Raw genomic sequence first — 23,748 nt, 5'->3', positions numbered from 1 at the left:
ATGCCCCCCTCAGCGCATCCCCTTCGGCGTGCGTCAGGGACGCACGCTGTCCGTGGGGGCGTCCGGTGGTCGGCCGTCAGCCGACGACCGCCACCGTCCGCCCGTCAACGCACTCCGACGACCAGCTCCTCGGAGGACCAGTCGCCCCGGGAGACCTGCTGCCCGGAGCCGGCGGCGAAACCACCAGAACCGTTGCCGTAGTAGGCGAGCCAGCGACCATCGGCGGTGCGGCCGAGCACATCGGAGCGTCCGTCGCGGTTGAGGTCCCCACCGGCGACGAGGCTGGTGAGGTCCTGGAGGCCGGAGGCCACCCACTTCTTCGAGCCCGACCACAGGCCCTTGCCGTCACCCTTGTAGAGCCAGAGCGAGCCGTCAGGCCGACGGGCCAGGACGTCGGCGCGCCCGTCACCGCTGAAGTCACCGGGGGAGAAGACCTTGTCGAATCCCTGCCAGCCCCAACCGATCTGGGCGCTGCCGGAGAAGCCACCCCTGCCGTTGCCCTCGATGCGGTAGAGCGTGCCGTCGGGGCGCAGCCCGATCACGTCGGACCGCCCGTCACCCGTGAAGTCGCCGGGGGAGAAGACGGTGGAGTAGACGTTCCAGCCTTTGCCCCACGTCACGGCCGGCGCGAAGGTGGCGTTGCCGGTGCCGCGGTGCACCCGCAGGGCGCCCGCGGAGGTGCGGCTGAGCAGGTCGGGGTAGGCGTCTCCGGTGAAGTCGCCGGGTGCGACCACGGCCGTGACGTCAGACCACTGGGTAGTGAGCACCCGGCCGTAGGGATCGGCGACCGAGTCGCTGAGCTTGAGGCGTCCCTCGGTCAGGCTGAGGATGTCGGAGTCGATCGAGGCGTCGAGGCCCAGCGAGACCGGCTGGGCCGCGTGGAAGCGGATCAGGGCCCGCCACGTGGCGACGTCGGTGACCCCGGTGGCCGGGACCCCGTTGCGCTTCTGCCAGGCGATCAGGGCGTTGTAGGTGGTGGTCGAGAACGACCCCGTGGCGCTGGTGCCGATGGCCGTCTGCACCGAGGTCACCGCCGGGCCGAAGCTCCCCTTCTTCAGGTACATGCCCGAGATCGAGACCAGCCGCTTGCCCAGCGTGCTGGCCGAGGGGAGCGGGGTGACCGACGCGGGGACCTGGCATCGGGTGAGGTTGGCCGACGAGCGTGGGCTGGCCCAGTTGGTCTGCCAGGTGCGGCACGGCCCGTACTCCGGCGGCGCGACCTTCTTCGACCAGTAGGAGCTGCGCTTCATCGCCCCGGACCACGACAGCGAGACGTGGACGTGGTTGCGGTGGCAGGTGGTGTCGTAGGCGCTGCCGGCCTTCGACGACGAGAGGCAGCCGTTGTACTCGCGCCAGCCGTCGGACGGGCGGTACGCCGACCAGGACCGGTTGTTCCAGATGAGGTACATGACGCCGAGCCGGCGGGCCATCGCGTAGGGGTTGCCGGCCTTGTCCTTGGCGAGCATCCAGGCGACGGCAGCATTGCCTTGGGCCTTCTGCGTCGCGTTGCGGCTGTTGACCATCCAGTCGACGGCACGACCGTCGTAGTGCTCGGAGGTGGCCAGCGAGTCCGATGCGCAGGCGCGGGCGGTGCCGTAGCTGGTGCCCGGGTAGGTCTTGACGAGGAGGGCGCCGAGGGCGGCCGAGCCGGGTTTCGTCGCGGCGTCGCAGGAGTTGGCGCCGACGTAGGACGACAGCTCCTCGACACCGGCGGGGAGACCGGTCGGGGTGGGCGGCACGGGGGTCGCCGCGGAGGCGGCGGGAGCGGTGACGAGGACGCTGCTCAGCAGCGCCGCGATGGTCAGCAGGAGACCGGCAGACAGGCGGGGGTGCGGCGATCGGGACATGACAACTCCGGTGACAGGGTGCGTGTGGGGGGAGACGCGGGTGTCAGTTTGTGGCATTTGGACCGTCTCCAGCGCGGTTCGGTCCCGGATGCACCCGTTCGCTGGTTGCCGGGCCTCATACGAACGGGTGAGACTGTCCGCAGAATGGTTGAGGTGCCCCGCTGCGGCGAGGCGCCGCACCATCACGGGTTGCATGCTCGATGCTGCGCGGTAGACCCAGATCGGCGATGTCGCTGATCCCGCAGAAGGGTAGGTGTGGACATGTGGCAGCTTTTCCTGGAGCGCTTCGTCCCGGTGATGGAGGACGACACGTCCGTGCTCGACGCCCGCGACGGTGTGGGGTACCCCGCTTCTGCCCGGTCGACCAGCGGTGAGCCGGTCGCTGTCGCGGTCGGCGGCGACGCCTCCTCCCTCCCGTACGCCTGACCTGACCTCGCCGCGGCGCCCTCGTCGCGCCGTGGGGCTCGAGCCCTGAACGCTCGTCCCCCCTTTGCGTCCCGGTCGCCGCCGTTGCAGGCTGGAGGCACCGCGGGCACCGTGCGCCCCGCCGACCAGACGGAGTGCGTCATGGGATTCCTCGACCGACTGCTGGGCCGCGAGGCCCGCGAGACCTACCCGCCGCAGGGCACCGGGTCCACCTCATCTCCCAGCCCCGTCACCGCTCCCGCCCGGTATGGCGCCGGCCCCTCGGCCGGGGCCTCGACCACCGACCCGGGGGCGCAGCAGCGCGCGGTGGACGAGCGCGCGGTGGCGCGGTACCGCTACCTGCTGAGGACCGCCCCGCCGGAGTCGCTCGAGCAGGTGCACGCCGAGGCCTTCGCGCAGCTCGGCCCCGAGCAGCGGCGCCAGGTGCTCGCCGAGCTCTCGCGCGACCTCCCGCCGGGGGAGCAGGTGCCGAGCGACGACCCGCAGTCGATGGCGCGGTTCGCCACGCGTGCGGAGCTGCGCCGTCCCGGCTTCCTCGAGCAGGCCTTCGGGGGACGCGGCGGTGGTGGTCTGGGCAGGGGTGCCGGTGGACTGGGTCTGGGCGGGACGGTGATGGGTTCGATGATGGGCACCATCGCCGGTGTCGTCGTGGGATCGATGGTCGCGGACGCCCTGCTGACCGACTTCGACTCCTCGCCCGAGGCGACGGACGCGACGGATTCTGCTGGGACCACTGGTGACTCGGCGGATGCTGCGGACGACGGCACCGATGGCACCGACAGCGCCGCGGGCCCCGACGCCGGCAGCGACGTCGGCACCGAGGCCGGCGCCGACACCACCGGCGACGCGGGTGCTTTCGACTCCGCCGGCTACGACGCGGGGGGTTTCGGCAGCGGGGACTTCGGCGGTGGCAGCGACTTCGGTGGCGGTGGTTTCGGCGGGGGTGACTTCGGCGGGGGCGGCGACTTCGGTGGAGGATTCTGACCCCGGAACCGCTAGGTGTCGGCCTATCCTCTCGGCATGGCCACCGTCCTGATCAGCCCGCCCGCCCCGGACGTGCCGACCGAACCACCACTGCCTGCGGTCTGCCTCAAGACGGGTGTCCCCACCGGTGACCGGGTCCGCGTCCGCGGTCGGGCAGCACCCTCCTGGGCGGGCGCGACCATCGTGTTCGGGCTGGTCGCCTGGCTCTTCGTCAGCTCGGCGTCGTCGAGGTCGTACGACATCCTCGTGCCGTTCCGCGCCGAGGCGTGGCAGCGGTACCGGACCCTGCGCCGGGCCGCCTCGGTGACGTTCTGGGCCGGGATCGTCCTCGCCGGGGTCGTGGGCGTGGCCGGGGCCTCGGCCCCGTGGATGCTGTTGCTGCTCAGCGTCGTCGGGCTGGCCATGTTCGTCGTCAACGACTGGCGCAACAGCTTCGGGGTGCGCCTGGGTCGTGACGGCGCCCTGGTACTGACCCGCGTCCACCGCGACTTCGCGGCCGCCGCCGAGGGCCGACAGGACCAGTCGGCCCCGTCGGCGCGGTCCTCGAAGATCTCCTAGCCCTCCACGGCGTCGGCGAGCTCGCGCGAACCCGTCCGACCGGCGTCGGCCCCCGCAGCGCTGCCGGCTCCCCTCGCGGTCGTGTCGACCGGCGGGAGGGTCTCGCCCTCGATGTCGACGCGGGGCAGGACCCGGTCGAGCCAGCGGGGGAGCCACCAAGCGGCGTCGCCGAGGAACGACATGATCGCCGGGACCAGCGAGAGCCGGACGACGAACGCGTCCACGAGCACCCCGAACGCCAGGGCGAAGCCCATCGACTTGATGATCGGGTCGTCGACGAGCATGAAGCCGGCGAACACCGAGATCATGATGAGGGCTGCGGCCACCACGACCCGCGCCCCGTGGCCGACCCCGGAGACGACGGCGGCGCGCGCGCCCTGCCCGTGGACGAAGTCCTCACGCATGCGCGACACGAGGAACACCTCGTAGTCCATGGCCAGGCCGAAGAGGATTCCGATGAGCAGGATCGGCAGGAAGCTCACGAGCGGTCCGGGCGTCTGGAGCCCGACGAGGTCGGCCAGCCAACCCCACTGGAAGATCGCGACGGTGGCGCCGAAGGTCGCGCCGACGGTGAGTAGGAACCCGGCGGTGGCCTTGAGCGGGACGAGCAGCGAGCGGAAGACCAGGGTCAGCAGGACGAAGCTCAGCCCCACGACGACGAGCAGGTAGACCGGCAGGGCGTCGCTGAGCTTGTCGGAGACGTCCACGCCGGCGGCCGTCGCCCCGGTGAGGGCGATGTCGGTCCCGGTGGTGTCTGCGGTCGGAGCGACCCCCTCGCGCAGGTCCCGCACGAGGTCGAAGGTGGCTGCGTCGGAAGGGCCGGAGGCGGGGATGACCGCCACGAGCGCCGTACGTCCATCGGCGCTGACCCCACCCGGTGCGACGGCGACGACGTCCTTGGTCCTCGCCATGACGGCGCTCGCCTCGGTGACGGCCCGCTGGACCGTGGCCGGGTCGTCACCGTGGACGACCATGACGAGGCGGCCGTTGAAGCCGGGGCCGAAGCCCTCGGCGATGAGGTCGTAGGCCACGCGCTTGCTCGTGCCGACCGGGGCGGTGCCGTCGTCCGGCAGTGCCAGGCGCATGTCGGCGGCGGGCAGCGCGACGGCGCCGAGCAGGACGATCCCGCCGAGGATGACGGGGATGCGCAGCCGCACCATGGCCCGGCCCCAGCCGAAGCCGCGGCCTGCCCCGTCGGGGTCGGTCGCACTGGTCGCGGAGGCCGCCCCGGCCCTGCGCTGGGAGCGGGGCAGGACGCGGTCGCCGGCGAACCCGAGCAGCGCCGGGAGCAGCGTGATCGCCACAAGGACGGCCACAGCGACCGTGCCGGCGGCGGCGAGGCCCATGGCGGTGAGGAAGGGGATGCCGACGACGGACAGGCCGGCGAGGGCGATGACGACGGTGAGCCCGGCGAACACGACCGCGGACCCGGCGGTGCCGATGGCCCGGCCGGCTGCCTCCTCGCGGCCGAGGCCGGTCGCGAGGTTGTGGCGGTAGCGCGAGGTGATGAACAGCGAGTAGTCGATGCCGACGGCGAGGCCGAGCATGAGGGCCAGCACCGGCGTCACGCTCGTCATCTCGAACAGGTGCCCGGCGAGGAGTAGTCCGAGCAGCCCGACACCGACGCCGATGAGGGCGTTGACCATGGTCATGCCGGCGGCGACCAGGGAGCCGAACGTCATGAGCAGCACCACGAGGGCGACTGCGACACCGATCGCCTCGGTGGACCCGACCTCGGGTTCGGTCATGAGTGGCTCACCGCCCGCAGCGACGGTCCAGCCCGCCGGTGCGGACTCCCCGAGCTCCTCGTATGCGGTGCGCTGCTCGGGCGTGAGCGCGTCGGAGGTCTCCTTGAACTGCACCGTCACCAAGGCGTAGCGGCCGTCCTGGCTGATCGCCTTGGAGTCGTAGGGGCTCACCGCGCCGACGACCCCGGGCAGCTTCGCGGCCCGGGCCACGATGCCGGCGACGGTGGGCTGGTTGGCCTCGTCGGCGACGCTCTGGCCCTCGGGCGCCCGGACGACGACCGTGCCGGCCGCACCACTGGCCTGGGGGAACTCGCGAGCCAAGGAGTCCAGCGCCCGCTGCGACTCGGTGCCGGGGATGGCCACCCCGGCCGTCGGCGCGGTCCCGACCGAGACCACCGTCGCCACGAGGGCACCGAGCAGCACCAGCCAGACCGAGGCGACCACGCCACGACGGCGGAAGCCGAGGCGCCCGATCCGGTAGAGAAGATTGGCCATCGGTGAGCTCCCCGTGCGTGACGGTCGACCCGGGTGGTCGGCCACTCATCAAGTTAGTCGATCGGCAAGGCTGGAACAAGCCGATCGGCTAACTACGGTGCTACCGTGGCCGCCGTCACGGCCGACGAGCGGTCGCCGACGCCCGCGCCGGGCACGGTTCCGGCGCGCCATACGAACGAGGGGACACGATGGCCAGGCCGCAGGCACCACGGGGTCAGGGCCGCGCCAGGGTCCTCGCGGCGGCCCTCGAGCTGTTCGCCCTGCACGGGGTCAGCGGCACGTCGTTGCAGATGATCGGTGACCACCTCGGGGTGACCAAGGCAGCGGTCTACTACCAGTTCCACGCCAAGGAGGACATCGTCCTCGCGGTCGTCGAGAGCGCCGTCGAGCAGCTGCGCGGCCACATCGAGGCGGCCGAGGCGGCGCCGACCCCGGAGGAGTCGACCGTGGTGGCGCTCGACGGGCTCATCGACGTCGTGCTCGCCCACCGCCAGGTCGTGGCCTCGATGCTGAGCGACCCGGAGGTGACGCGGATCCTCGAGGCGCACGAGGACTTCAACGACCTCACCACGAGACTCGGCGAGCAGCTGCTCGGACCCGAGCCCAGCCAGCGTCGAGCCGTGGCGGTGCCGCTGCTCGCGCTCGGCATCGCGCACGCCGGCGCCGACCCGCATCTCGTCGACATGGACGACGACACCCTCCGTGCGGAGATGCGCCACCTGGGCAGGGTGCTCGTCGAGGCCTCGTCCCGCACGCCCTGACGCGTCTGCGGACCCACGCCGTCCGGGCCTAGCATCGTCAGGGTGACCGAGACGCTGCCGTACCTCGACCCCACCCGCCCCGTCGCCGAGCGCGTCGCCGATCTCCTCGGGCGGATGACCGTGCAGGAGAAGGTCGGGCAGATGATGCAGCTCGATGCGCGCGAAGGCCTCGACGACCACGTCCTGACGACGCATGTCGGTTCGATCCTGCACGCGTCGCCGGAGCGGCTGGCCCGGGCGCACGAGCTGGTGCCGCAGAGTCGGCTCGGCATCCCGCTGCTCGTGGGGGAGGACTGCATCCACGGGCACTCGTTCTTCAAGGGCGCCACGATCTTCCCGACCCAGCTCGGCATGGCCGCCTCGTGGGATCCCGAGCTGGTCGAGCGAGCCGCTCGGGCGACGGCCGTCGAGGTCGCCGCGACCGGGGTCCACTGGACCTTCTCTCCCGTGCTGTGCATCGCGAGGGACCTGCGGTGGGGGCGCGTCAACGAGACCTTCGGCGAGGACCCGCACCTGCTCGGTGAGCTCGCCTCGGCGATGGTGCGCGGCTACCAGGGGGACGGGCTCGACGACCCGACCGCGATCCTCGCGACGGCGAAGCACTTCGCGGGGTACTCCGAGACGCAGGGTGGCCGCGACGCGAGCGAGGCCGACATCTCGCGGCGCAAGCTGAGGTCGTGGTTCCTGCCGCCGTTCGAACGCGTTGCGGCAGAAGGCTGTCGGACGTTCATGCTCGGCTACCAGACGATGGACGGCGTCCCGATCACCATCAACGACTGGCTGCTGAGCGACGTGCTGCGCGGTGAGTGGGGGTACACCGGGACGCTCATCACCGACTGGGACAACGTCGGCCGGATGGTGTGGGAGCAGCAGGTGCAGCCGGACCACACCCACGCCGCTGCCGCTGCCGTGAAGGCTGGCAACGACATGGTCATGACCACGCCGCAGTTCTTCGACGGCGCCCTGGACGCCATCGAGCGTGGGCTCTTGGCCGAGACGGACCTGCACGCCGCGGTCAGCCGCATCCTGACGCTGAAGTTCGAGCTGGGGTTGTTCGAGGACCCGCGTCGTCCCGACGCAGACCGTCAGCGCGAGGTCATCGCGTCGGCGCCGCACACCGAGCTCAACCTCGAGGTGGCCCGCAGGTCGCTGGTCCTGTTGCGCAACACCGGGATCCTGCCGCTGCGCGACGCTTCGGGTGCAGCGGGTTCTGTGGCCGGTCCTGCCGGTGCCCCCCGCCGGGTCGCCGTCGTAGGACCGCTCGCCGACGACGCCCAGACGCAGCTGGGGGACTGGGCCGGGTCCTCCGGCCAGGCCGACTGGATCATGGAGGGGCACCCGCGCGACATGATCACCACGGTGCTCGATGGCCTGCGCGCAGCGGTGCCGGACGACTGGACGGTCAGCCACGCCCGCGGCGCCGACATCCTCACGCTGGCCGCAGACCCCGCTGGCGAGTTCTTCCCGGACGGCCAGCCACGCCCCCAGGTGGCCGCGCCGTGCGCCCCGGACGCAGCCCTCATCGAGGAGGCGGTGGTTGCCGCTGCGGAGGCCGATGTCGTGGTCGCGGTGGTGGGTGACCGCATCGAGCTCGTCGGCGAGGGGCGTTCCACCGCGACGCTCGAGCTGGTCGGTGGCCAGGTCGCGCTGCTGGATGCGCTCGCCGCGACCGGGACGCCGCTCGTCGTGGTGCTGCTCGCGTCCAAGCCGCTCGTCCTCCCGGGCTCCGCGCTCGACGCCGCTGCCGTGGTGTGGGTCGCGAACCCCGGCATGCAGGGTGGCCGGGCGGTCGCCGAGCTGCTCCTCGGCGAGATCGAGCCCAGCGGTCGGCTGCCGATCTCGTTCGCCCGTCACGTCGGCCAGCAGCCGACCTACTACAACCAGGTGCGGGGCCAGCACGGTGACCGGTATGCCGACCTGACGCAGCGGCCGGCGTACGCCTTCGGCGAGGGACTCTCCTACACAACGGTCGAGTACACCGACCTCGTCCTGGAGGGCGACGCGACGGGGGAGGGTGGCACGGCTGCATACCCCATCGATGGGGTGGTGCGTGCGCGAGTGACGTTGTCCAACAAGGGAACTCGACCATCCTTGGAGACGGTGCAGGTCTACGTGCGGGACCTCGTGACATCGGCGAGCTGGGCCGACAAGGAGCTGAAGTCGTTCACCCAGGTCGTCGTCGAGCCGGGACAGTCGGTCCCGGTCGCCGTGGCTGTGCCGGTGTCGGCGTGCTCGATCGTCGACGCGGCGGGCCGCAGGGTGGTCGAGCCGGGGCGGTTCGAGCTCCTGGTCGGGTCGTCGTCCTGCGACGAGGACCTCCTGGTGGTGCCGTTCGAGGTCTCGGTCGACGGCCGGGTCAGCTGAGGCAGAGGCAGAACGGGTGACCTGCGGGGTCGAGGAAGACCCTGAACGTCGTCCCGGGCTGGTGCTCGTGCTTGGTGGCGCCCAGCGCGATCACCTCGGCCTCGGCGGCGTCGAGGTCATCGACGACGACGTCGATGTGCATCTGCTGGGGCGAGTCCTGGCCGGGCCAGACCGGGGCGCGGTAGTCGTCGACCTTCTGGAAGCAGATGCACTGCCCGTAGTCAGCCCGGATCTCGTACCAGTCGTCCTCCTCGGTGACCTTCCAGTCGAGCATCGTGCCGTAGAAGGTCGCCAGGGCTGCGGGGTCGGGGCAGTCGAGGACGAAGCTGGGGAAGCGCGCGATAGCCATGCCAGCACCGTACCGACGGTTGCGGACGCTGCGCGTCCGAAATCGCGGGACGACGATGAGTCCACTGTCGTGGTGGTCGAGTACCGCCGAGGCCTCATTCCCAGGGAATGAGGCCTTCGGAGATGATGACGAGCCCGGCTCCGGAGGACGTGGTCCTGCGCTTGGTTGGGGTGCGGGGTGTGCGGGTGGGGCGGCCTGGTGGCCTGGTGCGGTCGAGTTCGGGGTGGTCGATCTCGTGGTCGGAGGGGAGCTCGATGTCGTTCCAGCTGGCGTTGCCGCCGGTGGGTGGTCGGTAGGTGCCGGCCGGGACGGGTGGGTCGCCGGCGGGTGGTGGGGCTGTCTCTGCGGGTCGGGGTGGGCGGATGGGTAGCCCGTACCGGTTGATCACGGTCAGGCCGTCGGGTCGGTCGGGGTCGCCGGTGATCTGGTAGTCGCCGCGGTCGATGCCGTCGTGGTGCTTGGTGCACAAGCTGATCTGGTTGGTGGTGTCGGTGGCACCGCCATCGGCCCAGGGGTGCAGGTGGTGGATCTCGACGAAGCCGGTGTTGGTGGTGGGGCAGCCGGGGAACCGGCAGCCTCGGTCGCGGTCGAGGACCAGGCGTCGGGAGCGTTCGGGCAGGATCCGCATCGACCGCCCGACCGAGACCGGTCGCCCTTGGGTTTCCCAGACGGGTTGGACCACGCCATCCGACACGAACCGCCCGAGCAGTCGCTTCGGGATCGCGTGCCCGCCGGTGGCCCAGGCACCGTTGGTGTCCAGGTGCAGGTACACCCGGTAGTGCGCCGCCCGTGATGTCGAGGTGATCGAGGCCAGGGAACGGTTGGCCATCTCCTCGAGCGCGTCGGCATACGTCGGCAACCCGGCGTGCGGGTCCTGGCTGTGGCCCAGCCCTGCGCCCGACTCGGCGCCATCGGCACGGCCATCGCTGGCGGCATCGCTCCCGGCTTCGCCAGATGCGGCCGTGTCGCGGCGGCGGGTGAACAACGCGTCCTTGGCCTCCTTGACGGCTTGTTCGACCAGCGCGCCGATGGTGGCTGGGGCGGAGTAGCGCAGCTGGAATCGACCATCAGCGTCATACGACATCGACAGGTCCGGCCTGGCACAAGCCCGATCCTCCGCCGCCGACGCACGGGCCGCCTCGTGGTCGGCCTGCACCTGCGCGCGAGCGTCTGGCGTGGCGGACGCTTCTGGTTCGGTGATAGTCGCTTCTGCTTCGGGGGCGGTCGAGGCTGGGACAGGGTCGGCGGGGAAGGCGTGCATCCGGACCGCACGGCGTAGCTGGGGCACGGTCGCTTCGCGCGCGAATCGGGTCAGTGACTTCTGGTGACTCGCGGGCACGTTGCGGGCCAGGACCGCGACCTGGTCCAGGGACAGCTCACCGGCAGACAGTGCAGTCCCGGCATCGGTCAGCTCGGTGCGGCGCCGTGCGACGGCGACGATGTCGGCGGCGTGGGCAGGGGCCAATCCGGCCCGGACGACGAGGTAGTGCTCGGGGGACTTGAACCCGCCCTCACCCCAGTGACCGCCGGTCATGACCTCGTCGATGATGTCGACCAGCTCGGCCTGCGCACGGTTCAACCGTCCTGCAACGGCGGCGGTCCGGTCCCACAGGTCCCGGTTCCGCACACCCCAGCTGCCCGGCGCAAGTGCGTCGGGGACGGTGCTAAGGGGAGCGGTCGACATACCCCAATCGTACAGGTGTTCGAACGATGACGAAAGAGTTGTCCACACCCGAACGTGGTGAATTCACCTACAGCTGAACATGATTCGTCGCGGGAGGTCCTGCAGCAGAGCGGGCACGAAGGCTATGGCGCGCCAGGCAGGTCTTCACAGGCGATGAGGTCGCCGTCCCTGTCCAGACGGAAGACGTCTCCATACGCGGGGTAGTACCGGTCGAAGACGGCCTGGGCCTCGGGCCACGTCGAGAAGTCGCCGCAGTCGTAGTCCACGGACGGCGGTGACGGCGGTGTGGGCGGGGGCGGGGGCGGTGTGGGTGCTACCGGCGTGCTTCCGCAGACGGTCCCGCTGGTCGTGACGACTCCAGTGCCGCCGACGAAGACACGCAGGCTCGGGCTGAGGGATGCGGATGCCGACGCCGTGGGGCTCGGCATGCAGGACTTCGAGGTCAGCAACAGGGGGGCCTTGTTCACCGCTGCGGACGGGGTCGCGGAGAGCCCGTCAGGGAACGACGTTCCGGAGGCATCGAAGACGGTTCGTGAACCGTTGGGCCACACCGCCTTCGCAACGGAGGCCGCTGTCGCATACCGATCCGCCCCGCTGTAGCGGGTGATCCTCGCACTGGGGACGGCGGCTTGGATCTGGCTCTGGACGCGGCTGGATACTGCGCCGTTGCCTCCAAGGATCTTCACCGCACTGGGCTGCAGGCGTGTCAGTTCGGCGCGGGTCGCCGCCGGCAAGGAGGTCGCGGACGTGAGCAGCATGGGGGCGGCCTGCTTGGCGGCCGCAGGTCCGCCAGCAAGGGCGTCGGCGAAACCCAGTCCTGAGGCGATGTACACCGTCGAGGCGCTGGTGAAGATGGCCTTGGAGGTATTTGCAGCCGTTGCATAACGATCGGCGCCACCGATGCGCTGCGTGGGGGCGATCCCGTTGAGAGCTACAGCAGTGGCGCCCGAGACTGCACCGGTGCCGCCGAGGATGTAGATCTTCGAGGGTCGTAGCCGCTTGAGCTCGTTCGATGTGGCCCCGCTCAAGCGGGAGCTCGACGTCAGCAGGAGGGGGCCGACCTGCTTCGCCGCTGCGGCGCCCCCCGCGAGGGCGTCAGGAAAGTTCTGCCCCGAGGCGACGAAGACGGCGCCCTGCGGAGAAGTGAACGACTTCGCCGACACCGCTGCCGATGTCGCGTACCGATCGGCTCCTGCAATTCGTTGTGTCCCCGTGGATGTCATCGGGGTCGGCGCCGCCGTCGCCAACGCTGTAGACAAACACAGCAGGGGTGCCGTAGCGCAGGCAGCCACCAGCAACCTCGAAGTCTTCACGGTCAGCCCCTCGTGTCACCGACCCCGGGTCGCTGATCGACCACGCAGCAATCGGTTCGTGCCGAGTATGGGGCGCAGGTGCGTGAGATGAAGCCATTTCGTCGCAAACGCCCACACAGTGGGATTCGTCATCGGTTGGCATCGGTCGCACCCCTTGCCCTACAACGAGCCCCGGCCAGGGAATCCCTGGCCGGGGCTCGTCCTCCCACAACTGAGCCGGGAGGAAGTTGGCAAGCTCGACTAGATGTCGAAGTACATCTCGAACTCGTGCGGGTGCGGGCGGAAACGGATCGGGTCGACCTCGTTCTTGCGCTTCCACTCGATCCAGGTCTCGATGAGGTCCTTGGTGAACACGTCACCCTCGAGCAGGAACTCGTGGTCGGCCTCCAGCGCATCCAGCACGGCCGGCAGCGAACCGGGGACCTGCTCGATGGCGTCGTGCTCCTCGGGCGGGAGCTCGTAGAGGTCCTTGTCCACCGGCTCCGGGGGCTCGATGCGGTTCTTGATGCCGTCGAGGCCGGCCATCAGCATCGCGGAGAACGCGAGGTACGGGTTGGCCGACGGGTCCGGCACGCGGAACTCGACGCGCTTGGCCTTCGGGTTGTCACCGGTGATCGGGATGCGGATGCAGGCCGAGCGGTTACGGGCCGAGTAGACCAGGTTGACCGGGGCCTCGTAGCCGGGGACCAGGCGGTGGTAGGAGTTCACCGTCGGGTTGGTGAAGGCGAGCAGCGCCGGGGCGTGCTTGAGCAGGCCACCGATGTACCAGCGGGCCAGGTCCGACAGGCCGCCGTAGCCGCGCTCGTCGTAGAAGAGCGGCTCGCCGTCCTTCCAGAGCGACTGGTGCGAGTGCATGCCTGAGCCGTTGTCACCGAAGATCGGCTTCGGCATGAAGGTGACGGTCTTGCCGCCCTCCCAGGCCACGTTCTTGACGATGTACTTGAACTTCAGCACGTCGTCGGCGGCCTGCTTCAGCGTGTTGAAGCGGTAGTTGATCTCCTGCTGACCGGCGGTGCCGACCTCGTGGTGCGCGCGCTCGACGGACAGGCCGGCCTCCTCGAGGGCGAGGGACATGTCGTCACGCATGTCGGCGAAGTGGTCGGTCGGGGGCACGGGGAAGTAGCCGCCCTTGTAGCGGGTCTTGTACCCCTTGTTGCCACCCTCCTCCTCGCGACCGGTGTTCCACGCGGCCTCGATGGAGTTGATGTAGTAGTAGCTGGCGTTCTGCTTGGTCTCGAAGCGCACGTCGTCGAAGACGTAGAACTCGGCCTCGGCACCGAAGTAGGCGGTGTCCGCGATGCCGGTCGACTTGAGGTAGGCCTCAGCCTTCGCAGCGATGTTGCGCGGGTCGCGGGAGTACTCCTCGCCGGTGAACGGGTCGACGATGGAGAAGTTGAGGATGAGCGTCTTTTCCTTGCGGAACGGGTCGAGGTACGCGCTCGTGGGGTCCGGCACCAGCTTCATGTCGGACTCGTGGATGGCCTGGAAGCCGCGGATCGAGGATCCGTCGAACATCTGGCCTTCCTTGAAGAAGTCCGCGTCCAGGCTCTTGGCGGGCACGTTGAAGTGCTGCATCACGCCGGGCAGGTCGCAGAAGCGCACGTCGACGAACTTGACGTCCTCGTCCTTGATGAACTTCAGGACCTCGTCAGCATTGCTGAACAAATTGGGGCCTCCTGTTGGTGGGACGGAGGGGATCCGCCCATGACTGAACTGCTGTCGACGTCGACCCTAACGGGTGGAGGTTGCCCGACCATGACCCGAATGTTTCGTGGGTGTTACACCGCCTGTGGCTTCGACAGGGCGGCGGCATAGGCTTCCGGGATGGTCGACCGCAGGGACATCGGGTCCTGGCTCGAAGGGCCGGGTTCGCGCTCGGGTGACCCCTCGGCATACCCGGGGGAGCGCCTCGGTATGCCGCGCGGTGGCGTGGGCTCGCTCGGCCGGTTCGGGCGCCGCCTCCTCGGCGTCGTCATCGACTGGACCGTCTGCCAGCTCATCGCCTTCGCCTTCTTCAGGGTCCCGCTCCCCTTCACGGACGTGGCGACCGGGCGCGACACGGCGATCCTGCTCGGACTCTTCGCGCTCGAGAACCTGCTCCTCGTCGGCACCGTCGGCGCCACCCTGGGTCACCGCGTCGTGGGCCTGCGCGTCCACTCGACCGACGGCCGCACGCCGCGGCCCTTCCAGACCCTGGTGCGGACCGTGCTGCTGTGCGCGTTCATCCCGGCGATGTTCTGGGACCGCGACGGCCGCGGCCTGCACGACAAGGCCGCCGGCACCGTCATCGTCCGGACCTGACCACCACCTCGCGGATCCGCGCCGAGGCGTCGCCGAGGATCTCGACGATCTCGCGGGTCTGCTCACTGGTCAGCCCGTGCCGCTTCCAGGCGTCGCGAGCCTCCTGGCGCAGCTGGTGGACGGCGCGTTCGAGGTCGCCCCCGCCGTTGCCCTCCCACGTGCTCCTGTCGCCCCACTGCTCGTGGCCACCGACCGGCGTGGCGGTGCGCCGGGCCTCCTGGGCCGCGGCCCGCAGCTCGGCGCGCAGGTCGCTGGTCTGCCCCCGCACCCGGGACCGCACCTCCTCGGCGAGGGAGCGCACCGACAGGTCGAGGTTCGACTCCAGGCTGGACAGGTCGTCCTGGCGGGCGGCAACCTCGGCGCGGCCGGCGTCGGTGATCCGGTAGACCGCCTTGCGGCCCTCGTCGGTGCGCTCGACCAGCCCTTCCTCCTCGAGCTTGGCCAGGCGCGGGTAGACCGTCCCGGCGCTGGGGGAGTACAGCCCGTTGAACCGCTGCTCGAGGTCCTGGATGACCTCGTACCCGTGCCTGGGCCCGTCGTTGAGCAGGGCCAGGACGTACAGCCGCAGCTGGCCGTGCGCGAAGACGGGGCTCATGCCGGGCTCCCGGAGACCGACTGGAGGACCACGACGTTGCCGGAGACGGCGTTCGCCTTGAGCCGCAGGCTGCCGGCGCCGTCGGCCAGCCGACCGTTCGCCGGGCGCGAGTACTTGTCGAACGTCCTGCCGTCGATGACGACCTGCCCCGAGGCAAGGCTGGCCTTCACGTCGTAGCCGTCGTGCGGCGAGCGCACCGTGACGTCGCCGGACACGGAGTTGGACCCGATCGTCGTGGTGCCGTTGAGCAGGTCCAGCGTCACGTCGCCGCTGACGGTGTGGATGCTCACCTCGGGGACGTCGCTGCGCTGGGCGGTCACCGACCCGGAGACCGAGTTGACCTTGAGTGGTCCACGCAGGCCACCGCACTCGACGTCGCCGCTGACGGTGTTAATGTCGACGGGTCCGGTGACGTCGTCGAGGGTGAGCGAGCCGGACACCGTGTTGGCCTTGACCCCGTTGCGCAGCCCGGCGATCAGGCCCGTGGCGCTCACGGTGCTCACCGTGGCCCGGGTGTCCTCGGGGACGGAGATGCTCAGGGCCACGCGGTTGTGCTCGAGGCCGTCGAAGGCCTGCCGCACCTTGTCGAGGATCCGCGACCCGTCGACGCCGTGGGTGATCTTGAGCTTGCTGCCGTCCCACACGACGCGCAGCGGCATGCCCTGGACATCGGCGACCTCGACCCGCGCCGTGGACGAGTCGGTGTGGGTCACGACGTCGACGCGTCCCCCGACGACGGCGACGCTGAGGGCGCCGACCTGCTCACCGTCACCGCCGATGTCGAGCACCCTGGGGGAGTCGATCGACCATTCCTGGCTCATGGGAGTTCCTCTCTGACCGTTCGTCGCTTCACGCTATATCGCGTTGTCGGACTTCACGTTATATCGCGTATCACGCGACGGCAAGACCCTTCATCCTGCGCCTTTGGCAGACTCGCGCCATGACGTCCCGCATCGCCCTCTGCACCTGGTCCGACCCGTCCTACGTCGACCCCGAGCCGCGGCAGGCGGCTGCCCTCCTGCAGGACCGCGGCCACCGGGCGGATGTCGTGATCTGGCACCATGACGTCGACTGGAGCGCCTACGACCTTGTGGTCATCCGGTCGACGTGGGACTACTTCGACCGGCTGGAGGAGTTCCTCGCCTGGGTCGACCGCGTCCATGTCGAGAGCCGGATCATCAACCCTCCCAACGTGATTCGCTGGAACGTGCACAAGGGGTACCTCGCGGAGCTCGGCGCGGCCGGCATCGCCGTGCTGCCCATGCTCGTCCTGCCGCGCGGGGCGTCGGACGTCGTTGCCCGACTGGCCGCCACCGGGTGGGACAGGGTCGTCGTCAAGCCTGCCGTCGACGGGGGAGCGCGCCGGGCGGCTCTGGGTGAGGTGGGATCGGCCGTCCTCGTCGAGCACCTCGACAACATCGTCGCCCTCGGTGACGTCGTCGTGCAGCCGTACGCCCCCGGCATCGAGGACGGTGAGGTCTCCCTCCTGCTCTTCGGCGGTGAGGTGTCGCACGCGGTGCGCAAGGTGCCGGCCGCCGGCGACTACCGGGTCCAGGCGCACCACGGTGGCTCCGAGCTCGCGCACGAGGTCACCGAGGCCGAGCTCGCCACGGCACGGGCGGCGCTGGCCCTGGTGCCCGACGGGGTCGTCTACGCCCGGGTGGACCTCGTCCAGCACGACGGGGTCCCCACCGTGATGGAGCTCGAGCTCATCGAGCCGGACCTGTTCCTCCGGGTCGACGACCGGGCCCTGGAGCGGTTCGTCGATTGCATCGTGGCGCAGTTGGCCGAGGGCGACGAGCCCGCATAGGTCACGGGAAGGTCACGAAATGGGAAGGCTCCCACGAGAGTCTTGACGCGCCGTACCCGCCGGACGCACTCTGTCCGGGAGCGCTCCCATGAGGGGGCCCGACGAAAGGTGCAACGGTGCACTCACGTTCTCGCTGGCTGGTGCCGGCCACCGTCCTGATCACCACGGCCTCCCTCACGGCAGCGTGCGGAGGTGGTGGATCCTCGCCCTCGTCCTCGGGGGAGAAGATCACCCTGCGGGTGAGCACGTTCGGGAAGTTCGGCTACACGGACCTCTACACGCAGTACATGAAGGACCACCCGAACATCACGGTCGTCGAGACCGCGGAGGGTGACCTCGGCAAGTACAACACCCAGCTGATCCAGCGGATCGCCGCCGGGTCCGGTGCAGGCGACGTCGTCGCGATCGAGGAGGGGCAGGTCGTCAACTTCCTCCAGAGTGCCGACAAGTTCGTCAACCTCCAGAAGTTCGGCAGCAACGAGCTCAAGGACGACTGGCTCCCCTGGAAGTACACGAACGCCACCACGGCCGATGGTGCGACGACGATCGGGCTCGGTACCGACGTCGGTGGCCTGGCCATGTGCTACCGCACGGACCTGTTCGAGAAGGCGGGCCTGCCCACCGACCGCGTCGAGGTCGGCAAGCTCTGGCCGACGTGGGACGACTACATCGCCACCGGCCAGAAGTACCAGGCGGGCATCAAGGACCCCAAGGCGAAGTTCGTCGACAGCGCCACGAACACCTACAACTCGATCCTCATGCAGTCCGGTGACCACACCTACTTCGACAAGAGCAACGCGCTCGTCATCGAGTCCAACCCGGCCGTGAAATCGGCGTGGGACGAGTCGCTCAAGATGGTCGACACCGGGCTTTCCGCCAAGCTCAAGGCGTTCTCGCCCGAGTGGAACGCCGGGTTCAAGAACGGCTCGTTCGCGACGCTCGCCTGCCCCGCGTGGATGACCGGCTACATCAAGGACCAGGCCGGCGAGGCCAACAGCGGCAAGTGGGACATCACCACCGTCCCCGGCGGCGGTGGCAACTGGGGTGGCTCGTGGCTCGGGGTCCCGACGCAGAGCAAGCACCAGAAGGAGGCCGTCGAGCTCGCGAAGTTCCTCACGACGGGCGACAGCCAGCTGACCGCCTTCAAGGCCGCGGGCAACCTCCCGTCCAACCCCAAGCTGTACGCCGACGCGGCGCTCAAGGACGCGAAGAACGAGTACTTCAACGACGCCCCCGTCGGCGAGCTCTTCGTCGCAGGTGCGGCCAACCTCAAGCCGGTCTACCTCGGGGCCAAGAACCAGCCGGTCCGCGACGCGGTGGAGAACGCCATGCGCAGCGTCGAGGGCGGCCAGCGCAGCGCCAGCGAGGGCTGGTCCGAGGCGGTCAAGGCTGCCACGAAGGCCGCGAAGTAGTCCCTCGTGACCACGACGACAGCAGTACCCCGCTCGGCGCCACCGGGTCAGCACCCGGCCCGGTGGCGCCAGCGGCTGCGCCGCGCGGACACGCGGTACACCCCGTACGCGATGGTCTCGCCGTTCTTCCTGCTCTTCGCCGTTTTCGGGCTCTTCCCGCTCGTCTACACGGCCTGGGTCTCGACGCACGACTGGAGCCTGCTCGCCGGGAACGAGGGCTACGTCGGCCTCGGCAACTACCGCGAGCTGATGGCGGACACCGACTTCTGGAACGCCATGCTCAACACCTTCACGATGTTCGTCATCGCGACCGTGCCGCAGCTGGTCCTGGCCATGGTCCTCGCGCAGCTGCTCAACTCCCGGCTGCGCGGAGCGACGTTGTGGCGCATGGGGATCCTGCTCCCGAACGTCACCTCGGTCGCCGCCGTCGGCATCATCTTCACGATGATGTTCAGCCGGGACTTCGGGTTGTTCAACTGGCTCCTCGGTCACGTCGGGGTCGACCCGATCGCCTGGCAGGACCACCGCTGGTCCTCCTGGCTCGCGATCTCCACGATGGTCGACTGGCGGTGGACCGGCTACAACGCGCTGATCCTGCTGGCGGCCCTGCAGTCCGTGCCGACCGAGATCTACGAAGCGGCCCGGATCGACGGGGCGAACGCCTGGCGGACGTTCTGGTCGATCACCGTCCCCATGCTGCGGCCCACCCTGATCTTCGTCTCCGTCGTGGCCACGATCGGCGGCACCCAGCTGTTCACCGAGCCGCTGCTGTTCAACCCCGGCGCCAACTCCATCGGTGGGGGGACGACGGCGCAGTTCCAGACCGCGGCGATGTACCTCATCCAGCAGGCCTTCACCGGCCAGCGCTTCGGGTACGCCGCCACCGTCGCCTGGGTGCTGTTCCTGTTCATCGCCGTGTTCTCGGCGGTCAACGTGCTGCTGCTGCGCCGGATCCGATCGGCCGAGTGAGGACACCGTGACCCAGACCCAGATCCCCGTCGTGCCCGCCGCGACCACCGTGCCGCCCCGAGCAGGCGGCGACCGATCACCGCAGGTGAGCAGGCGCCGTACCCGGTCGCTCGCGCGCGCCGCCGCGCGCAGCACCTCCGCCACGCCGGCGACCCCGCTGGTCTACCTCACCCTCGCGGTCTCGGTGCTGATCGCCGCCGGACCGCTCTACTACATGGTCGTCATGGCCTCGCGGCCCAACAGCGACATCACGTCGATCCCGCCGCCCCTGACACCCGGCGACCAGCTCGGCGCGAACATCTCGCGTGTCTTCGCCAACCAGGACGTCATGTTCGGCCAGGCGATGCTCAACTCGGTGCTCGTCGCCGGACTGGCCACGGTGTCGGTCGTCGTGCTCTCGGCGTTGGCCGGGTTCGCGTTCGCCAAGCTGCCGTTCAAGGGCCGAAATGCGTTGCTGCTCATCGTGATCGGCACGATGATGGTGCCGGTCCAGCTCGGCCTGGTGCCTCTCTACATGCTCATGGGCAAGCTCGGTCTCGCGGGCACCCTGCCCTCGGCGCTGCTGCCGTTCCTCGTCAGCGGGTTCGGGGTCTTCATGATGCGGCAGTACGCCGCGCAGGCGATCCCCAACGAGCTCATCGAGGCGGCTCGGGTGGACGGGGCGTCGACGACCCGGATCTTCTTCTCGATCGTCTTCCCCATCCTGCGACCCGCCGCGGCGGTCCTCGGGCTGCTGACGTTCATGGAGCGCTGGAACGACTTCCTGTGGCCCTACCTCACCCTCGACGCCGAGCACCCGACCGTGCAGGTCGCGCTGTCCCGGCTGTCCGGGGGCTACTACACCGACCAGGCGCTGGTCATGGCCGGCACGCTCCTCGGGACGCTGCCGCTCGTCGTGGTGTTCATCGTGTTCGGCCGCCAGATCATCGGCGGCATCATGCAGGGCGGAGTCAAAGGATGACCATGGACCTGTCGCGCAGCGACTTCCCGGCCGACTTCACGTGGGGCGTCGCCACGTCGAGCTACCAGATCGAGGGGGCGACCACCGAGGGTGGCCGCGGCCCGTCGATCTGGGACACCTTCTCGGCGACGCCGGGACGCGTGGTGGGTGGTGACAGCGGGGAAGTCGCCGTCGAGCACTTCCACCGCTACGCCCAGGACGTCGACCTCATGGCCGACCTCGGGGTCGATGCCTACCGGTTCTCGATCGCCTGGCCCCGGGTGCAACCGACCGGCTCCGGCGCGGTGAGCAGGGCCGGCCTGGCGTTCTACGACCGGCTCGTCGACACCTTGCTGGACAAGGGCATCACCCCCTGGGCGACGCTCTACCACTGGGACCTCCCGCAGCCGCTCGAGGACGCCGGCGGCTGGCCGGTGCGTGACACCGCGCACCGCTTCGCGGAGTATGCCGCGCACGTCGCCGACGCCCTCGGCGACCGGGTCGGGCACTTCATCACCCTCAACGAGCCGTGGTGCTCGGCCTTCCTCGGGTATGGCTCGGGCCGGCACGCGCCGGGTCGCTCCGACGCGGGAGCAGCCCTCGCGGCGTCGCACCACCTGCTGCTCGGTCACGGACTCGCGGTGCAGGCCCTGCGCGAGCGCGCCCCGCAGGCGCAGGTGGGCATCACGCTCAACCTCTACCCGGTGGCGCCGGCCCACGACGGCCACGGCACCCAGGACGTGGTCCGCCGCGTCGACGGCCTGTCGAACCGGTGGTTCCTCGACCCGGTCCTGCGTGGCAGCTACCCCCAGGACGTGGTCGACGACGTGGCGCACCTGACCGACCTGTCGTTCGTCCACGACGGCGACCTCGAGGTCACCAGTGCCTCCCTGGACTTCCTCGGGGTCAACTACTACACGCGGCACGTGGTGGCTCCGGGTGCGCTGCCTGGCACCGGCGAGGTCGACTTCGCCTCCCGCGGCCTGCCGACGACGGCGCTCGGCTGGGAGGTTGACCCCGAGGGGCTCAGCGACATCCTCCTGCGGGTCACCCGTGACTACGGAGACATCCCGCTGGTCATCACCGAGAACGGTGCCGCCTTCGACGACGAGCTCGTGGACGGCGCGGTGCACGACACCGAACGCGTCGACTTCCTGCGTGGGCACCTCGAGGCCGGGGCCAAGGCGATCGCCGGCGGCGTGCCGCTGCGCGGCTACTTCGCGTGGTCGCTGATGGACAACTTCGAGTGGGCCGAGGGCTACGCGAAGCGGTTCGGGATCGTCCACGTCGACTTCGACACCCAGGTCCGCACGATCAAGGACAGCGGGCACTGGTATGCCGCGTTCCTCGCGGGGGAGCGCACGCAATACTGACCCCATGACGAGAGGTGCCACGAACGGCATGACCCACGGTTCGGGTGCGCAGCCCACCCTCGAGGCGGTCGCCGCCCGCGCCGGTGTGGGCCGGGGGACGGTGTCGCGCGTCATCAACGGCTCGCCGCAGGTCTCCGAGCGCACCCGCGTCCGCGTGATGAAGGCGGTCGACGAGCTGGGGTACGTGCCCAACATGGCGGCCCGCGCGCTGGTCACCCGGCGCACCGGGGCCATCGCGCTGGTCATCTCCGAGTCCGAGGAGCGGATCTTCGGCGAGCCCTTCTTCGCCGGGGTGGTCCGCGGCATCACGACGGTCGTGGGGGAGGCCTCGCGCCAGCTCGTGCTCGCGCTGGTGCAGACCCGCGAGCAGGTCGACCGGCTGGACACCTACCTCACCCCGCAGCACGTCGACGGCGTCCTCATGCTCTCGGCGCACGACGCCGACACCCTGCCCGGCCTGATCCAGGGACGGGGGCTGCCCATCGTGTTCTGTGGCCGCCCCCACGGACTGGCCCACGCCAGCTACGTCGACGTGGACAACACCGGCGGGGCACGGGACGCAGTGGCGCACCTGTTCGCCGGCGGTCGGTCCGCGGTCGGCCACATCGCGGGCCCGCAGGACATGATCGCCGGCCGCGACCGCCTCGACGGCTACCGCGCCGCCGTGCAGGCGTCCGGGCGGGACGTCGACGACTCGCTCGTCGAGGTCGGGGACTTCAGCGAGGCCAGCGGCGCCGCGGCGATGCGTGCCCTGCTGGCGCGGCGCCCCGACGTGGACGCGGTCTTCGCAGCCAGCGACCCGATGGCCCTGGGGGCTCTGCGCGCATTGCGCGAGGCGGGTCGCTCGGTGCCCGGCGACGTCGCCCTGGTGGGTTTCGACGACGGTCCGCTGGCGGAGGTCGCCGAACCGCCGCTGACGACGGTGCACCAGCCGATGGAGCAGATCGGCCGCGAGATGGCCACGATGCTGCTCGCGCAGATCAGCTCGGGCGAGGGCCGGGTCGACCAGCAGCTCGTGCTGGACACCGAGCTGGTCGAGCGCGCCTCGGCCTGAACCGAGCGCCCTGCCCGATCAGCGGCCGCGCATCGCCTTGCGGTCGACGCGCTGGCGCTGCGGGTCCACGCCCGCCGGGATGGGGGGACGCATGCCGCCGAGGGACTTCAGCCGCTTGTTGACCGCGGAGACCTCCTCCTTGGTCAGCACCGGCTTCATGCGGGTCATCTTGCCGCTCAGCTTGCGCACCGGCACCTGGTCGGCGCCGTCACCGACGACGATCGCCGAGACCGGGACACCGGGGGCGACGCGCTCGATCTTCTTGCGCTCCTGGGCGATGAGCTTGGTGCGACGGGCGTCGGGGCCCTCGGCGACCAGGACGACACCGGGACGACCGATCGCCCGGTAGACGAAGGCTGCGCCGATCATGTCCTCGGGCCGGGTCCCGCGGGCGCCGTCGATGGCGACCGGCTCCTGCGAGTAGAACCAGCCGCGACGCAGGGCACCCAGGGCGGCACCGGCCGCACCCGGCTGGCCCGCGAGGCTCGCGTAGGCAGCACGCTCAGCGCGACGGCTCAGCACGAGGGTGGCGGCCAGCATGGCCATCGGGATGCTGAGGACGAGCGCGTAGATCCAGTGGCCCACGAGCACACCGATGCCCGTGCCCACCGCGAGCACCGCGACGAACGCGAGGAGCATCCACCACGGGATGGTGGGGTCTGCCTTGCGTGCCGCCGTGAACACCTGGCGGACCTGGGCGAGCCGACCCGGCTTCTTGGGCGTGTCGGACTCGGTCTTCTTGTTGCGGGCCATGGGGGTCAGGAT

General features: G+C 70.2%; 21 protein-coding genes. 12 read left to right on the top strand and 9 right to left on the bottom strand.

The features are described from left to right. Positions 1-104: 104 nt before the first annotated feature. Positions 105-1,847: an FG-GAP-like repeat-containing protein gene (locus ABD286_RS03635; protein WP_344190357.1), complete on the bottom strand. Its 1,743-nt coding sequence runs from the start codon at positions 1,845-1,847 to the stop codon at positions 105-107. Positions 1,848-2,108: 261 nt separating this feature from the next. Between ABD286_RS03635 and ABD286_RS03630 the strand changes: the two genes are divergently transcribed. The 3 genes from ABD286_RS03630 to ABD286_RS03620 all read left to right on the top strand — a co-directional run bounded on the left by ABD286_RS03630 (position 2,109) and on the right by ABD286_RS03620 (position 3,815). Further along, positions 2,109-2,273, top strand: coding sequence for a hypothetical protein (locus ABD286_RS03630; protein ID WP_344190355.1), 165 nt, complete (start codon positions 2,109-2,111; stop codon positions 2,271-2,273). A gap of 141 nt (positions 2,274-2,414) precedes the next feature. Beyond that, positions 2,415-3,257 (top strand): hypothetical protein, encoded by an 843-nt coding sequence (locus ABD286_RS03625; protein WP_344190353.1) that lies wholly within the window; start codon positions 2,415-2,417, stop codon positions 3,255-3,257. Between the two features lie 36 nt (positions 3,258-3,293). Continuing rightward, positions 3,294-3,815 (top strand): hypothetical protein, encoded by a 522-nt coding sequence (locus ABD286_RS03620; RefSeq protein ID WP_344190351.1) that lies wholly within the window; start codon positions 3,294-3,296, stop codon positions 3,813-3,815. Here ABD286_RS03620 and ABD286_RS03615 read toward each other — a convergent pair. After that, positions 3,812-6,058, bottom strand: a complete 2,247-nt coding sequence (locus tag ABD286_RS03615; RefSeq protein ID WP_344190349.1) for an MMPL family transporter — start codon at positions 6,056-6,058, stop codon at positions 3,812-3,814. The genes ABD286_RS03620 and ABD286_RS03615 overlap by 4 nt on opposite strands. Positions 6,059-6,246: 188 nt before the next feature. Between ABD286_RS03615 and ABD286_RS03610 the strand changes: the two genes are divergently transcribed. Continuing rightward, the gene (locus ABD286_RS03610; RefSeq protein WP_344190347.1) at positions 6,247-6,819 is read left to right on the top strand and encodes a TetR/AcrR family transcriptional regulator; all 573 of its coding nucleotides are present in this window, start codon (positions 6,247-6,249) and stop codon (positions 6,817-6,819) included. A 42-nt stretch (positions 6,820-6,861) separates the two neighbouring features. Then, positions 6,862-9,183: an exo-beta-d-1,3/1,6-glucosidase gene (locus tag ABD286_RS03605; protein ID WP_344190345.1), complete on the top strand. Its 2,322-nt coding sequence runs from the start codon at positions 6,862-6,864 to the stop codon at positions 9,181-9,183. Here ABD286_RS03605 and ABD286_RS03600 read toward each other — a convergent pair. The 4 genes from ABD286_RS03600 to glnA all read right to left on the bottom strand — a co-directional run bounded on the left by ABD286_RS03600 (position 9,176) and on the right by glnA (position 14,194). Continuing rightward, the gene (locus tag ABD286_RS03600; protein WP_344190343.1) at positions 9,176-9,532 is read right to left on the bottom strand and encodes a VOC family protein; all 357 of its coding nucleotides are present in this window, start codon (positions 9,530-9,532) and stop codon (positions 9,176-9,178) included. The genes ABD286_RS03605 and ABD286_RS03600 overlap by 8 nt on opposite strands. 94 nt (positions 9,533-9,626) lie before the next feature. Beyond that, entirely contained in the window at positions 9,627-11,216 is a 1,590-nt protein-coding gene (locus tag ABD286_RS03595) for an HNH endonuclease signature motif containing protein (RefSeq protein WP_344190341.1), read from the bottom strand. Between the two features lie 122 nt (positions 11,217-11,338). Beyond that, positions 11,339-12,439 carry a cell wall-binding repeat-containing protein gene (locus ABD286_RS03590; RefSeq protein WP_344190339.1) on the bottom strand — a complete coding sequence of 367 codons (1,101 nt, stop codon included), beginning with the start codon at positions 12,437-12,439 and terminating at the stop codon, positions 11,339-11,341. Between the two features lie 330 nt (positions 12,440-12,769). After that, positions 12,770-14,194, bottom strand: coding sequence for a type I glutamate--ammonia ligase (gene glnA / locus ABD286_RS03585; RefSeq protein WP_344190337.1), 1,425 nt, complete (start codon positions 14,192-14,194; stop codon positions 12,770-12,772). 159 nt (positions 14,195-14,353) lie between these two features. Here glnA and ABD286_RS03580 point away from each other — a divergent pair, with 159 nt between their 5' ends. Continuing rightward, positions 14,354-14,830: an RDD family protein gene (locus tag ABD286_RS03580; protein WP_344190334.1), complete on the top strand. Its 477-nt coding sequence runs from the start codon at positions 14,354-14,356 to the stop codon at positions 14,828-14,830. On the opposite strand, the gene ABD286_RS03575 is transcribed toward ABD286_RS03580, so the two are convergent. Together ABD286_RS03575 and ABD286_RS03570 are read right to left on the bottom strand one after the other, a co-directional pair. After that, a complete protein-coding gene (locus ABD286_RS03575; RefSeq protein ID WP_344190332.1) occupies positions 14,814-15,425 on the bottom strand; it encodes a PadR family transcriptional regulator in 612 nt (203 codons plus the stop codon). The genes ABD286_RS03580 and ABD286_RS03575 overlap by 17 nt on opposite strands. Beyond that, positions 15,422-16,246 (bottom strand): DUF4097 family beta strand repeat-containing protein, encoded by an 825-nt coding sequence (locus ABD286_RS03570; RefSeq protein ID WP_344190330.1) that lies wholly within the window; start codon positions 16,244-16,246, stop codon positions 15,422-15,424. The genes ABD286_RS03575 and ABD286_RS03570 overlap by 4 nt, the downstream gene beginning before the upstream one ends. A gap of 119 nt (positions 16,247-16,365) precedes the next feature. On the opposite strand from ABD286_RS03570, the gene ABD286_RS03565 reads away from it, so the two are divergent. From ABD286_RS03565 to ABD286_RS03540, 6 genes are all read left to right on the top strand, one after another. Beyond that, on the top strand, positions 16,366-17,235 hold the full coding sequence (locus tag ABD286_RS03565) for an ATP-grasp domain-containing protein (RefSeq protein WP_344190328.1): 870 nt from the start codon (positions 16,366-16,368) through the stop codon (positions 17,233-17,235). Positions 17,236-17,351: 116 nt separating this feature from the next. Next, positions 17,352-18,647: an ABC transporter substrate-binding protein gene (locus tag ABD286_RS03560; RefSeq protein ID WP_344190325.1), complete on the top strand. Its 1,296-nt coding sequence runs from the start codon at positions 17,352-17,354 to the stop codon at positions 18,645-18,647. A gap of 6 nt (positions 18,648-18,653) precedes the next feature. Then, positions 18,654-19,616 (top strand): carbohydrate ABC transporter permease, encoded by a 963-nt coding sequence (locus tag ABD286_RS03555; RefSeq protein WP_344190322.1) that lies wholly within the window; start codon positions 18,654-18,656, stop codon positions 19,614-19,616. Positions 19,617-19,623: 7 nt separating this feature from the next. Then, positions 19,624-20,577 (top strand): carbohydrate ABC transporter permease, encoded by a 954-nt coding sequence (locus tag ABD286_RS03550; protein WP_344190319.1) that lies wholly within the window; start codon positions 19,624-19,626, stop codon positions 20,575-20,577. A gap of 2 nt (positions 20,578-20,579) precedes the next feature. Beyond that, on the top strand, positions 20,580-21,929 hold the full coding sequence (locus tag ABD286_RS03545) for a GH1 family beta-glucosidase (RefSeq protein ID WP_344190317.1): 1,350 nt from the start codon (positions 20,580-20,582) through the stop codon (positions 21,927-21,929). Positions 21,930-21,933: 4 nt separating this feature from the next. After that, positions 21,934-22,983 carry a LacI family DNA-binding transcriptional regulator gene (locus tag ABD286_RS03540; protein ID WP_344190315.1) on the top strand — a complete coding sequence of 350 codons (1,050 nt, stop codon included), beginning with the start codon at positions 21,934-21,936 and terminating at the stop codon, positions 22,981-22,983. Positions 22,984-23,001: 18 nt separating this feature from the next. Here ABD286_RS03540 and ABD286_RS03535 read toward each other — a convergent pair whose 3' ends face one another. After that, the gene (locus ABD286_RS03535; protein ID WP_344190312.1) at positions 23,002-23,736 is read right to left on the bottom strand and encodes a DUF4191 domain-containing protein; all 735 of its coding nucleotides are present in this window, start codon (positions 23,734-23,736) and stop codon (positions 23,002-23,004) included. Positions 23,737-23,748: the final 12 nt, after the last annotated feature.

This window comes from Pedococcus aerophilus, assembly GCF_039532215.1.
GTDB lineage: Bacteria > Actinomycetota > Actinomycetes > Actinomycetales > Dermatophilaceae > Pedococcus > Pedococcus aerophilus.
Note: the sequence above shows the minus strand (reverse complement) of the source record. Positions and strands in the feature narration are given on the sequence as shown.